Source organism: Haloquadratum walsbyi J07HQW2 (genome assembly GCF_000415985.1).
Lineage (GTDB): Archaea > Halobacteriota > Halobacteria > Halobacteriales > Haloferacaceae > Haloquadratum > Haloquadratum walsbyi_B.
The window spans coordinates 1,734,489-1,748,610 of the sequence record NZ_KE356561.1 but is presented as its reverse complement, the minus strand read 5'-3'; the positions used below and the strand labels follow the sequence as shown (position 1 = coordinate 1,748,610).

Here is a 14,122-nt window from a genome sequence, read left to right as displayed (position 1 = left end):
GCGGTACTTACCGCTGCTATCTATATATCGCTGTCAGATACTAACTACGAGTATTCGAAAAACTACAGTACTCACTCGGTGAGACCGTATCCACGACGGAATAAAACAATATCTCCAATGATAACTAAAGCGGTCAACCCGACAAGAACAACTAACGACTGCGTTGGGTCAACTTCACTTACACCGAGAAACCCAAACCGAACACCATTGACCATATAGATCATTGGATTCAGCAACGATACCTGTTGCAGTATCACTGGCAGTTCATTGAGTGAGTAAAAAACGCCACCAAAGAACACCAATGGGCGAAGAATAAACTGATTCATCATCGTGAGATCATCGAAATCATCAGCCCATAGTCCTCCAGCGACGCCTAACGCAGCGAATAACAGTGATATGACGATACCGAATGCAACGAGATATGCCGGCTGTGCAACGCCAACAGCAGTAAAGAATGCACCAATAAGTGCAACAAGTATGCCAACAATCACTCCACGGAAAGCAGAAGAGAGGACATACGCAACCACCATCGTTCGGTATGATAATGGAGATGTAACCGCCTCCTCGATATATCGATTCCATCGACCATGGAAAATAGAAAATGATGCATTCTCGAATGCATTCGAAATTGCACCGAGAACAACCAATCCAGGAAGAATAAATAGAATATAGGGAACACCAGCAATCAGATTAATTCGCTCACCAAGGACGACCCCAAAAACAGAGAAATACAACACATTTGTAATGAAGGGCGGAACGAATGTATTTCGTGGTCGACGAATGAATCGGAGTGTTTCTCGACGAAGTAATGTAATAAATCCAGTGAGATCAACCTCCGTGGATGTGCTCACGGAGCGGTCACCTCTGTTGATTCACGCTCATCACTGCGTGTCATCTCGACAAATACTTCCTCAAGTGAAGTGCGTTTGATTTCAAGATCGACAATCTCATGCCCACTTGCATCGAGTTTTCTGACAATCTCAGGAGCAACAAGACCTCCCTGGTGCGCTGTAATCACTATCTGACGTCCATCAAGTTCGACGGCAACGATGCGATCATCCTCATTGGTGAAATCTGGGATGGCTGTTGGTTTATTACGAAGTTTGACAATAATATTATCTGTCCCTCGATTCATCAGTGTCTCTGGGCTGGCGACATCGACGACACGTCCAGAATCAAGAATCGCGACCTCATTACAGAGACGCTCGGCTTCCTCAATATAGTGTGTTGTTAACAGAATCGTCGTTCCACCCTCATTCAGTTTGGTGATTGTTTCCCAGAGTTCGCGCCGGAGCTGCACATCGACACCAGCAGTTGGCTCATCGAGAATAAGCAGATCTGGGTCAGTAATAAGTGCGCGAGCGAGGACAAATCGTCGCTTCATACCACCTGAAAGCCAATCAAATCGTGTATCACGCTTTTCATAAATACCCACACGTTTGAGCACTTCTGCAGCTCGATTGCGAGCACGCTCTCTGGGTATTCCATGATATCCCGCTTTGTGCTCGAGTACCTCTCGAATTGGAAAGAATCGGTCGACATTGAACTCCTGTGGAGCGAGCCCAATGCAGTCACGAGCCGCTTGGTATTCAGACTGAACGTCATGTCCAAACACTTCTGCGGTGCCACCTGTAGCGCGGACAAGACCAACTAAGATATTAATAAACGTTGTTTTACCAGCCCCATTCGGACCAAGCAGCCCGAAAAACGACCCCTCTGGGACGGTTAGATCAACGCCAGACAGAGCTTTGACGTCTCCGTATGACTTCTCAAGGGCGTCAATCTCAATCGCAGACATATATATAATCCATCTCTGCGTTGATTAATGCCTGTTGAAACCGGTTTCAGTAGTAAATTGAGACATATAGTGTATGATATTTGATGCTCAAAATACTGCCTTCGTGACCGCTGAGATGTCATCTCGCCACAGTCGTATAGCTTAGCTGGTAGTAATATATTCACCACCGGCTAGTGTCAGAGATTTTCTCCATATTTCTGCATTACTCGTCAATCAGCATTAGACAACAGAATAGAAAAGCACCTCCAACTGGAGGGATATATACAGTCATGAGCATCCTCGAAAATGCCCGCGCACTTGCCGCACAGGAACCACTCTGTGATGCATGCCTTGGGCGAGTCTTCGCAGATCAGAGCTTTGGGCTAACAAATGCAGAGCGTGGGAAGAGCCTCCGCATTGCAGCTTCACTCGAAGATGACACACCATATGAACCAGTGGATACAACAGCTTGTTGGGTCTGTGAGGGTGCCTGTGCGGAAGAACAGTTCAATTCGTGGGGACAACGTTGTGCATCTGTGGTAACTGATACTGAATTCAATACATACCAAGTTGGTACAAAGACACCTCCGCTCATCGAAGAAAATGAGATACTTCTTCGAGAGAGTATCGGATTCCAAAGCGACGCTGGTGAATTATTTAAATCGGAGTATAATCGTGAAGTTGGCAAACGCGTTGGTCAGATCACGGATACGACGGTTGATTTCGGTCGTCCGGATATTCAATTTACAATCGATCTTGAGGCTGATACCCTCGATGTCGATATTCACTCTACGTTTGTTTATGGTCGGTATCGCAAACTTGAACGTGGCATCCCACAGACGGAATGGCCCTGCAGCGCCTGTAATGGCTCCGGATATCAAGGAAGTCTTACCTGTGAGACATGTGACGGATCCGGATATCTATATGAAGATAGCGTTGAAGAGCTGACCGCACCTGTTGCTTGTGATGTGATGGATGGGACCGATTCAACGTTTCATGGTGCTGGTCGTGAAGATGTTGATGCGTTAATGCTCGGAACTGGTCGTCCATTTGTCATTGAGGTATTTGAACCACGACGCCGGAATATTGATACTGACCGACTCGAGGGTGATATCAACGTATTTGCAGACGGTGCGGTCGAAGTTGAGGCACTTCGACTTGCAAATTATGAGATGGTCGAGCGAGTGAAAGGACTTGATGCATCAAAACGCTACCGTGCACACGTTGTCTTTGATTCACCAGTCGATGTCACTGATTTCGATGCAGCACTGACAACCCTCACGGACGCGACAATCGAACAGTATACTCCAACTCGTGTCGACCACCGTCGTGCGGAAATAACTCGGACACGAACAGTATACGACGCTGATGGAACAATCGAAGATCCAACACATGCAGTCGTTGAGATACACGGCGCTGGCGGACTTTATGTTAAAGAACTTATATCTGGGGACGATGGCCGGACCGAACCAAGTCTCGCAGGATTACTTGATACTAAGGCGGTGGTAGCTGATCTCGACGTGCTTGGTGTCTATGCTGAGTCTGAGTCAGAGTCATTTGAGGATGATGCATACTTCCGAACTATAGACGCATTATCAAATCCAGCATCTAATCCGACATCAGAGTAAGTGTCCACATGCCGCCTGCAGGTCCAATAAGTGATTATTTGCTCACGTTTCATCTGAAACATAAAGAAGCAGGGAGTGAGTAATGTGTGACGACGTCGGGAATATGTGTACTCATATATACATATACAATACCGTGTCTATATGTATGCATGACTGACCCGACAAATGTCACAGGTCAAATGCATTCCCGAATTGGATCTGATGAGGCGGGAAAAGGACCAGTGCTTGGACCAATGGTCTGTGCAGCGGTTCGTGCACCACCATCTGTTATTCCAGACGACATTGACGACTCAAAACGTCTTGATGTTTCAACCCGCAGACAACTTCAAGAAACACTTAGATCACACACTGCAGTCGATATTGGGACAGTAGTCATCCCCGTCACCCGGATCGATGATCCGCGGACAAATATGAACACAATAACGGTTAATGGACATATTGAAGCCATTATAGATATCGGTGAGGTTGCTGAATCTACTGACACAATCATCGCTGATGCGAGTGATGTCTCAGAATCACGTTTTGCGAGACGTATTAAGACGGGACTCACTGAAGCTACTGACGCTGCTCAGTACAGTCAATGTACCGTTGAAGCCCGACATGGTGCAGATGAGGATGACCCGCTCGTTGCTGCTGCTTCTGTTATTGCGAAAGTTCGCCGTGATGAGGAGATTACAACACTTGCAAAAGAATATGAAACATACGGACCCATTGGAAGCGGGTATCCAAGCGACCAGACAACACGAGAATTTCTTCAACGATACACTCGTGCGACTGGGGAACTACCAGATTGTGCAAGACGCTCGTGGGCAACAGCGGATCAGATCCTCGAAACAGTTGAGCAGTCGTCGCTATCTGATATCTAAGCAAAATAATGCGGATTAGATGCGTTTAATCGGGCCTCTACTCTGGTTTTAATAATCGTTGAGTTAATTATATTCTGTCTTGACCGTGTCTTAACAAATTCACGTGAGTATTATACATCACCCGTGGTGAGTGCTCGAAGAATATCACCATATGCAGGTCGAGTTATGAGCACTCCGACAAGTACCCCCAAGATGGTGAAGATAGCAAACCCTTGCAGATCACCAAGTGATAAGATTGCAAGCGGTGACATAGCAATTATTGTCGTTGCTGCAGCCGCACCGATCACCCAGAAAGCGCGTCGGAATCGCGATTGGAAAACACGACGAGAGGATACCCCACCCTCTGCGAGCACCTCATCAGCGATGATCACGAGGTCGTCAACACCCGTTCCGATGACTGTAATAAATCCAGCAATCACAGAAAGATCTAGTGGATACCCGATTCCAGCGGCAAATCCAAGCAGGATTAATACCTCAGAAAGGGCAGTCACGATCATTGGCAATGCCACACGAGCGTCACGATAACGAACAAAAATGACCCCACTTACAGCAAAGACAGCAACGAGACCAGCTAACAGCGAATCACTCCGAAAGTTCTCTCCCTGACTCGGTGAAATGAATGACGTCGTTCCGCCGTCATTCCCGGTAAAATCGAGCTTTGCTGGTAGTGCACCGGCGCGAAGATTAATCGCGACATCCTGTGCTTCTGATACATTTGCTGTTTGAAGCTGGAAAACTGGATCTTGCGCCCACGATCCACTTCGAAGACTATCAGCGAGCCTTGGAGCCATTCCAAAGGAGTTTGTGACATCACCATTCACAACGAGCAGTAAACATGGTTCAGTGCTATTTTGATCTCGGCTGTATGTACAGCGTGTCCCACCAGGTCGTGCAAGGCTCGTATCGACAGTTGCTTGCTGAAATTCACCAGCAGCCGATTCACGGACTGTGACAGGCACATATGCGCCTCCGGACTGTCCCTCCTGTGCGGACCCGATACTCTGGAAGTTGTCCTGTTGTAGCACAGTCTGTTGCGTGTACGTATTATCCTGCGGATAGTGTGCTTGAACAACGACAGTTCCTCGCTCACTGACAAGACTCCGGACAGATGCAGCATCTTCATTTGGAACTTCAATGAGTATGAAATGACCACCGCCAGCGGTTGTGACCTCCTGAACTGTACCGCCGGAAAGTCCTGCTTCGTTAATTTTGTTTTCAAGAATGCGAACTACTTCTTGTCGTGTCGTTTCCGTAACCCCTGTTCTGACCGTCTCTGTGGAGTATCCTGCCGACTCAACTGCAGATTGAACTTCTGTGGTGCTCACACCCTCGATAGTTACTTCAACGGTCCCTGTTGTCTCTGTGACTGGTCGAGCGATAACGTCTGCTGGTCCTGCGCCCTCAATTGCGGTGGCAACCCGTTGCTCGACTTCACGTGCGTTTGCTGGTTCAAACTCAACCTCCTCAGCGGTCACTCCGACGAGTGGCGCACGGACTCGTGTTCCGCCGGCAAGTTCAAGTCCATACTGCAGATTTGTTTGTGAGGATTGTTGCACGACGGCATTACTACTATCCGAACCGCTCGCAAGCGTTGGCGACACAAGGGTAAAAAGTGAGGCTATGACCACAATCATTAGCAGAATAATACGCCAGTTTTCTCGAAAGTCGATCATCGAACAACCCCCTTGAATTTATACCAGCGAAGCAGACTCAGATTCAATAGATATGTATTCATTAAGTCGGCGACTAGTCCAAAAACGAGAACAGTACCAATAGCAGCAAGAAGCTGAATACCGAACGCTGTTGCAACCGCTGCCATGACTGACATGGCAATAATCGAAGTAAGGGTCATCGTCACTCCAGTCCGCATCGCACGATATGTTGATTCATAAAAATCACCAGACCGTCGGAGAATATGATTATTTAATAGAATATCAGAATCGACAGAGTATCCAATTATCATCAACAGCGCGGCGACAGTTCCAAGCGAAAGCTCAATTCCGAGGACATTCATCAGTGCGACTGAAATAACAATATCTGAAAACGCAGAGACAACAATAGCAATTGATGGAACAAACACACGGAACATCAAAAAGACAAGTATACTCATTCCAAGGAAAGCAACGCCAACACCACCGAGTGCAAGCGTCTGTGTTGTTGTACCGAAACTCGGTGACACCTCATATGCAGACTGGATCTCAAATCCTGCTTGCTCTGCTTGCTGTGTTAATTCTGTAACTTCCACCTCATTGCTCCCGTCGGATTGGAATGTAACGATATATGTACCTGCTGCTGGGACTGCCTGCACAGATTCTGGCTTAACACTGAATGCTTCAACAATCTGCGTTGTCGTTGCTCCGTCTGTCGCGACTGTGATTTCTGTACCACCAGTGAACGCAATACCTTGTGCTACTGGTGATCCGGTCATCAAATACCAGCCAGCAATGATGAGCAGTGCCACCAGTAAGATTGCAAGTGGCACAGTTGCAAGCTGGTAGTTTGAGTACCGGGTATAATCAACCTCCGGTACAGTGAATTCAGCCATATCTGTCGTGGAGAGCCGCATCGAATAAACCTTTTTATAAAGACTAGAGAGACATCTATTATTTTGAGGTCGGGATTTAATCGAGCAGTATCAACTTGACGGCACGAATTGACATTCCATATCGACGACGTACTAAGAACCCCGAATTTATGTCAGGATACGATGCGAGTATGTGAACTAGGTCAATGTGTATGCACGATACTATTGGGCTCTAGCGTCTCAAAGTAGCAGAGAATATTATGGCATATATCGGACCGCAACAACACCAGGAGCCGAACGAATCTCAATACGTTCAATTCCCAGCCGTCCTGCTCGCTCGCACAGCGTTACTTTATCATCAAGAATATCAGCAACCATCTCAGTTGGATCTCCATCGGGAATCGTGATAATATGAATTTCCCCAGAGCCAGCGCGAGGCTTGCGTGTAATTTCTCCAATCGACTGATTCGCGGCAACCTGTTTTGCATTTGCTGTTGGAGGCTCTACGCTTCTCTCAATGCCAATAGTTCGCGTCGCTGTTGTTTCTGTAAGTTCATACACCACATGTAGCGGTGGCTCAGATTCAACAGTTCCCTCAATAATAGTCAATCGACTATGATCAATAGTATCTTTAAGCGAGTATACCTGTCCAGATTCGACGTCTCTAAGTACAGTTGATGATCCGTCTGCTGCTGTCACAACAAATGTTGAGCTATATCGTGTTGAATTTGAATCAGTTGATTCAGACATACTAACGTATACACTGGGAGGGGTTTTGTGGTTTTGTGAAGCTATCGAGATTGGTGAGCAGTAGATGATTAGATAAAATGAAGACTACATCTGTGTTTCAGCTCGTTTGATGATGATAGTGAGTCAGCGAAATCATGTCTAATAAATTTTGGTCCCGGATTGATTGATGTTACCGCCGTTTAGCATCTGAATCCACAGTATGTGAGTACTTCAGAGTATACACATAACATAGGAAATCACCTGACGACGCCGGGCACGTCCTCTAATAGAGTTAGCGAAATAGCCAATATGTGCCTGCAATACAGCTTGCGCCGACCAGTGGAACAGTCCAAGAGAGTCCAGCTGGGACTGCATACAATCCAGTGATAAGTGGTTCAAACACTCCGGTCCCGGACGCTGGCGGGCGGGTGACTGTCTCACCATCGATGTTGAATGTTGCCGGCATTGAGGCAACGACCCCTAGGTATAATGATAATAAGAATACAAATCCAGCTACAGCAACAGCAGCCTCAAGCCGTTTTGAAGCGGTGATTCCCTGTCGGTGCCGCCGGGCAATCGCAAGCGTGGGTGCGACAGCTGGAAGAACAATAAACAATCCAACAACGACATAGAATGCTCGCGAGAGGGTTAGTGACCCCCCCTGAATACTTGCTGTCTGCCCAATCAACACAACGAGTGCAATGACGATGAAGATTCCAATACCTGTCGTTGCGATTCCACTGACCAAGACATACAATTTAAATAATCGTGATGTACTCGTACGGAATGCATACGAAAACGCACCGATGATACCGTCATATTCAGCAGCCATTATTTATGATTGAATGTTATCAATAGTCTAATTTCCTTACTCAGTACAGATCAGGTTCCAATCCATTAATTATATGTTTGAAATATGCTCACCAATTGATAACTCATCGCTGATGATTTGTATTATGTGTGAGAATTATTTTAACTCTTCGAGATTTGCTCTTCTCGTCAGCTAAACTGATACTCACTCACCTTTCTTTTGCAATAAGATAGCAGCCGAAAAAATTGATCAATTATCCAATGTTCGCATTTGCCTGTGATTTGCATTGTCTGTACTTATTACTATCAACTGACTGAGCAATAATACTCACTTTTTTTCAGCGGGCACCACTCAATCCGGTATGCAAGTTGATATTGGTACAGTGTTTGATGCGACACCTGGTGTTACACAAGACGGTCTTGAACGACTTGATGAGCGAGTTGCCACAGCACACGAGCGGATCGAACAAGGACGTCGAAATAACGAACTTGGCTATACAGCATTGAATCTTCCCGAAACGGTGGATGTAACAGCAATTCATGATGCCGTTGCGTCATTTGAGAATCCAACCGCAATCCTTATTATTGGCATTGGCGGAAGTGCTCTAGGTGCGGCAACGCTTGTTAACGCACTCGGCGATGATACCGCACCATCGGTGCACGTACTTGATAATACTGATCCAGATTCCACTTCGCGTGTACTGGAGTCAATACCACTATCAGAAACTGTAGTTAATGTAGTCTCAAAATCGGGAACGACGGCAGAAACTCTCTCGAACTTCCTTGTCGTTCGTAAAGCGATGACGAACGCTGGTGTTGATTGGACAGAGCGGACTATTGTGACGACAGGCACGGATGGAAATCTTCGGCAGTTAGCTGACTCAGAATCTCTACCTTCGCTGGCAGTCCCAGAGGGAGTTCCTGGGCGGTTTTCTGTGCTATCAACTGTTGGACTCGTTGTCGCAGCGCTTCAGGGAATCCCGGTCAGTGAAGTGATTGCCGGTGCTGCAGACGCCGCAGCCGAGCTTAGTGGGTCATTATTTGAAACACCAGCATACGCCTACGGTGCAACCACATATGCGCTTGCAACGCGAGGGGCACAAACGAATGTAATGATGCCATATGCTGAGAAGCTTGAAACATTTGCTGAGTGGTTCGCACAGTTATGGGCTGAGAGTCTTGGCAAAGATAATCGTGGGCAAACACCCGTTCGAGCACTTGGTGCGACTGATCAACACTCTCAGTTGCAACTATATCGTGCGGGACCACATGATAAAGTTATTACACTTATCCGACCACGCAACCGGTCATCATGCCCAATCCCCTCAAGTGATCTCGATGGTCTCTCATATCTCGATGGTTCAGACCTCGGGGCGCTTCTTGACGCTGAATTCGAGGCAACAGAAGCGAGTCTTGTTGATGCTAATATCCCAACCATACGCGTTGAGATTGATGCTGTCGATGCACAGAGCCTTGGAGCGTTGCTCTACGAGTTTGAGGCGGCGTGTATATGCTATGGTGAGCTTGCGTCAGTGCCGACGTTTACACAGCCGGCTGTTGAGTGGGGAAAGCGAGCTGCTCGGGGATTGCTTGGAGAGGATGAATTTACAGAGACAGCGGCTATTGCCAACAAACCGACGCTTCGAATTGAATAATGCGATCATATGTATCTCAGTCAGTATCAGATGTAGTTAATGTCTACTGATTATCACTTTGAGAAGTTTGGAACAATACATGTGGGCTTATGAGCGTCTGGAAAATTCATGTATATATATGAGGGTGATATAATGGCGGGTGCCGATGGTAATCTTATTGCTGTTGTGGCTGCGATCATTGCAATTGGGGTTATCGCACAGATTCTCTCAGACCGATTTCAGGTTCCAAGCGTTGTCTTCCTGATTGCTGCGGGGATTTTACTAGGACCTGAAGTACTCGGTGTTGTTGGACCAGATTCATTTGGAAGTGCACTTAGCGCTATCGTCGGACTTTCAGTCGCGATTATTGTCTTTGAGGGCGCCTTCCATCTTCGGATACAAAAACTCCGAGAAGCTCCGACAGCGACACTCAAACTCGTCACAATCGGAGCTGGAATTGCACTTATTGGGACAGCTACAACCGTTCGTTTTCTACTTTCAACAAGCTGGGATGTTGCTTTTCTTGTAGGCGCACTGCTCGTTGCGACCGGACCAACGGTTGTTACACCAATCCTTGAGGTTGTTCCAGTTCGTGACCGTGTAGAGGCTGCGCTTGAAACAGAGGGAATTGTTAATGACGTTACGGCGGCGATCCTTGCTGTTGTAATTTTTGAAGCGATTACTGCTGGGATAACACAGCCAGGGGCATTACTACAATTATTCATCGAGCGGCTTGGAATTGGCTTACTTATCGGTGCAGTTGTGGCTGCGCTGTTAGTATATGGGCTTCAATATATCGACCTCTCGCCCGGGAATGCTCCCCGAAATGCTCGATTACTCGTATTAGCAGGCGCTCTCGTTGCATATGGAACAGCAGACTTCATCGCCACAGAGGCCGGGATTGCTGCTGTCGCAACTGCAGGTATTATCCTCGGGAATATCGATATCCCATATGAAGCTGACATTTCAGCATTTAAAGGAGACATCACGCTCATTGTCCTTTCATTTGTTTTTATTGCACTAGCTGCGCTCTTAGAGTTTGAAATTCTTCGAACAATTGGTCTTCCCGGTCTTGGAATTACTGTTATTGTCGCGCTCGTCTTGCGACCGCTGCTTGTGTTTATCTCAACACGTGGAAACCGATTCAATGCAGGTGAGCGATTATTCATGAGTCTTGTTGGTCCACGAGGGATCATTCCAGCATCGGTTGCGACTCTGTTCGCTATTGAACTTCGAGACGCTGGCATGAATCAGGCAGCGAATATACTTGTCGGGACGGTATTTTTAGTTATTCTCATAACCGTCGTTGCTGAGGGTGGTTTCGCCAGACAAATTGCAGAGTACCTTGATATCATACCAATGCGTGTCATTGTTGTTGGAGGCGGGACAGTTGGTCGTGCGCTCGCTGATCGTCTTGAAGACCGTGGAGAGAATGTAGTGCTTATTGAACAATCACAGGAAACCGTTGAAGTTGCTCGAAATGAGGGCTTTACTGTCCATCACGGCGATGGGACCGATACCGATGTGCTCGCGTCCGCTGGCGGTGATAGTGCTCGGATTGTCGTGGGTGCAACCGGTGACGATGATGTTAATTTGTTGGTGTCACAACTTACACGCTCAAAGTTTGATCCTGAAACAATCCTTGCTCGGGTCAATAACCCTGATAATGCTGAGGCATTCGAAGATCTAGGTGTTCGAAGCATTTCGACGGCGCTTGCTACCGCACAGGCATTGGACAACTACATTGAACGACCAGCAATGATGGACTGGATGGGTGAAATCGGATACTCCGGGGACATCCAAGAGATCGAAGTTACATCCGAAAACCTCATCGGACGACCAATCCGCGATGTCGGTCCGGAGCTACCCCCGGACTCACTCATTGCATTGGTTAAACGAAATGGTAATATCCGCGTTCCTGAGGCCGACTTTACCCTCGAACATGGTGATCAGGTTACCATCATTGGTGGTCGTGATGAGGTTAGGGATGCGATTAGATTCATTCACCCGGATAGATAATCTATACTTCGAGGATACACATATCATAAATTAATCAAAATCGGATAATCTGCTGCGGTCATGACAAGGACCCTCATCAGTGGGTAATACAAATGTATCAATCAAAAGATATCAGACATCCATGAGATTGATATCGCAGTATAATGCATGCAAGTAGAGATTGTGTGCAAAAATTAATCATCAGTCGTTATTCTGAAGTTTTGTGTGCGGATCCATCGAACGGTGACTGCCCAGTAAATAATGACAAACGCTAACAGAGCATACCACTGCACGGAATCGAATGCAGGCTGTGGAAATGATGAATCCGAAACAATCCACATCATCAATAAACCACCTGCAATGACACATACCGTTCCGAGTGTAAGTCCCTGTTTTTGTACTGACTCAGTATCCCGTGTCTGCCCTGCCGATGATTGAGGAGTCGTATCAACGCTCGTGGTAGTCTTATTCGTCGTATCCATATCAGCATCAGCGCTTGATTTTGACGCCATTGACGGAAGTGATGAATATGATGTGGACGAAGTCGAAACAGACGGCGGGTTGCGTCGTCTCGTCATCGTTGTTGCTATGAGTCCGTGAGGACAAGAGTGTGTTCAATCCAGACTTTCGACGCGCTTATACAAGTGTGACGGTTACTTCAGTGGGATGAGTGACCGGGCTCTCGAAATTATCGAGTTTCTCCTCACAGCGCATCTCTATACCGAGGACCGCGATCGAGATGAAAACGATCTCCCCCCACGGTACCGAAGAGTGTTCTGGACGGAGCGAGGTGACGATAGCGACAGCGACAGCGAAACCGCTGCCGATGCTACTACCGTGTTCGGGTTCGGGTTCAGAGGCCATCTGCGAACCTCTCTGATGATACGACAAATATGCCCGTTGGCATTGAGCGACCGCTTGTTGTGACGAACACTGTTGCGCGGAAAGCGACCGGCGTTGAGCATCCCTGGGATGCAGTCTCTGATCTCTTGTTTACTCAACGAGAGGACTTCTCTGGTCGTATTTCATTAACCCAACCTGATATGGCGATTGAGTGGTATCTGGATCGAGCAGACCACGAACGATTACAGACAAACGCAACAATTGCAGCCGCTATCGAGGATCACGACGAAGTTGATATCACACATACGGAGGCACGTGAACATACGCGTCCGATTCATGCCGACCGTGTCTGGATTGATAGTCTGCTTGAGCAGTACTTTGACGATGATGAGGATGAAGACGCGGAGATGCTTGATCTTGTCCAAGTCAGAGCCCCTGAAGAAATTGAGATGACACTCAACGATCTCGTGTTGACTGGAGATCAAGAAGGTGAAATCAAGAAATTGATGAAAGCGATTGAACATCGTGAGTATCTCGCAAACATTGGACTGCGTGAAATTGGAAAGATCTTATTCGTTGGTCCACCAGGAACAGGAAAAACAACCGTCTCACGAGCACTTGCACACGAGTTAGAGCTCCCATTTGTCGAGGTTAAACTATCGATGATCACCAGTCAGTATCTCGGTGAGACGGCGAAAAATGTTGAAAAAACTTTTGAGGTAGCAAAACGGCTGTCACCGTGTATTCTGTTTATCGATGAGTTTGACTCGGTAGCAAAAACACGTCGTTCAGATGAGCATGCAGCGCTCAAGCGAGCAGTCAACACGCTACTGAAAAGCATTGATGATATCTCTCTAATTCGTGATGAGGTCATCTTAATTGGTGCAACAAACCATCCGGACCAACTTGATGCAGCAGCGTGGCGACGATTCGATGAGATCGTCAATTTCCCGAAACCCGACCGAGATATGCGAGCTGATATCCTCAAGATTATTACTGACCGAATGGATATCGCCGAATTTGACCCAACATCAATCGCAGAACGAACTGATGGACTTACCGGATCGGACCTTCGGATGGTGCTTCGTGAGGCTGTACTTAATGCGCTGACTGAAGAGCGTACAACTCTCACACAGAATGATATCGTCAATGCAGTCGAAGACTTCGAAGAGCGTGATAACTTGAAGAATATGAATATGATGTCTGATGGTGATCAGCTAGTTGCAGGCGATGGAAGTGGCAAAACGGATTCAACTGAAACTGACCACGACCATGATCACGATCATGACCATGTCCAAGATCACTGATATAAC

General features: G+C 47.1%; 11 protein-coding genes and 1 pseudogene. 5 read left to right on the top strand and 7 right to left on the bottom strand.

All coding sequences use genetic code 11. The features are described from left to right. Positions 1–71: 71 nt before the first annotated feature. Complete coding sequence (locus tag J07HQW2_RS08120) at positions 72–851, bottom strand: ABC transporter permease (protein WP_021054963.1); 780 nt, start codon at positions 849–851, stop codon at positions 72–74. Beyond that, positions 848–1,798, bottom strand: a complete 951-nt coding sequence (locus J07HQW2_RS08115) for an ABC transporter ATP-binding protein (protein ID WP_021054962.1) — start codon at positions 1,796–1,798, stop codon at positions 848–850. Before J07HQW2_RS08115 ends, J07HQW2_RS08120 begins: the two co-directional genes overlap by 4 nt. 269 nt (positions 1,799–2,067) lie before the next feature. On the opposite strand from J07HQW2_RS08115, the gene J07HQW2_RS08110 reads away from it, so the two are divergent. Together J07HQW2_RS08110 and rnhB are read left to right on the top strand one after the other, a co-directional pair. Beyond that, positions 2,068–3,405 carry a tRNA pseudouridine(54/55) synthase Pus10 gene (locus J07HQW2_RS08110; RefSeq protein ID WP_021054961.1) on the top strand — a complete coding sequence of 446 codons (1,338 nt, stop codon included), beginning with the start codon at positions 2,068–2,070 and terminating at the stop codon, positions 3,403–3,405. Positions 3,406–3,584: 179 nt separating this feature from the next. Continuing rightward, a complete protein-coding gene (gene rnhB / locus J07HQW2_RS08105) occupies positions 3,585–4,271 on the top strand; it encodes a ribonuclease HII (RefSeq protein WP_048075559.1) in 687 nt (228 codons plus the stop codon). A gap of 110 nt (positions 4,272–4,381) precedes the next feature. On the opposite strand, the gene J07HQW2_RS08100 is transcribed toward rnhB, so the two are convergent. The 4 genes from J07HQW2_RS08100 to J07HQW2_RS08085 form a co-directional block, all read right to left on the bottom strand. Then, positions 4,382–5,944 carry a preprotein translocase subunit SecD gene (locus tag J07HQW2_RS08100; protein WP_021054959.1) on the bottom strand — a complete coding sequence of 521 codons (1,563 nt, stop codon included), beginning with the start codon at positions 5,942–5,944 and terminating at the stop codon, positions 4,382–4,384. Further along, a complete protein-coding gene (gene secF / locus J07HQW2_RS08095) occupies positions 5,941–6,816 on the bottom strand; it encodes a protein translocase subunit SecF (RefSeq protein WP_048075558.1) in 876 nt (291 codons plus the stop codon). The genes J07HQW2_RS08100 and secF overlap by 4 nt, the downstream gene beginning before the upstream one ends. Positions 6,817–7,053: 237 nt before the next feature. Then, positions 7,054–7,545, bottom strand: a complete 492-nt coding sequence (locus J07HQW2_RS08090) for a DUF5812 family protein (RefSeq protein WP_021054957.1) — start codon at positions 7,543–7,545, stop codon at positions 7,054–7,056. 271 nt (positions 7,546–7,816) lie between these two features. Continuing rightward, positions 7,817–8,356 (bottom strand): DUF8056 family protein, encoded by a 540-nt coding sequence (locus J07HQW2_RS08085; RefSeq protein WP_021054956.1) that lies wholly within the window; start codon positions 8,354–8,356, stop codon positions 7,817–7,819. A gap of 340 nt (positions 8,357–8,696) precedes the next feature. Here J07HQW2_RS08085 and J07HQW2_RS08080 point away from each other — a divergent pair, with 340 nt between their 5' ends. Continuing rightward, positions 8,697–9,989 carry a glucose-6-phosphate isomerase gene (locus J07HQW2_RS08080; RefSeq protein WP_021054955.1) on the top strand — a complete coding sequence of 431 codons (1,293 nt, stop codon included), beginning with the start codon at positions 8,697–8,699 and terminating at the stop codon, positions 9,987–9,989. Positions 9,990–10,121: 132 nt separating this feature from the next. Next, entirely contained in the window at positions 10,122–11,987 is a 1,866-nt protein-coding gene (locus tag J07HQW2_RS08075; RefSeq protein ID WP_048075557.1) for a cation:proton antiporter domain-containing protein, read from the top strand. 173 nt (positions 11,988–12,160) lie between these two features. Here the strand turns inward: J07HQW2_RS08075 and J07HQW2_RS08070 are convergent, their stop codons facing one another. Next, a complete protein-coding gene (locus tag J07HQW2_RS08070) occupies positions 12,161–12,544 on the bottom strand; it encodes a hypothetical protein (protein ID WP_021054953.1) in 384 nt (127 codons plus the stop codon). A gap of 88 nt (positions 12,545–12,632) precedes the next feature. On the opposite strand from J07HQW2_RS08070, the pseudogene J07HQW2_RS08065 reads away from it, so the two are divergent. After that, positions 12,633–14,116 (top strand): annotated as a pseudogene (locus tag J07HQW2_RS08065) (ATP-binding protein). Positions 14,117–14,122 lie beyond the last annotated feature (6 nt).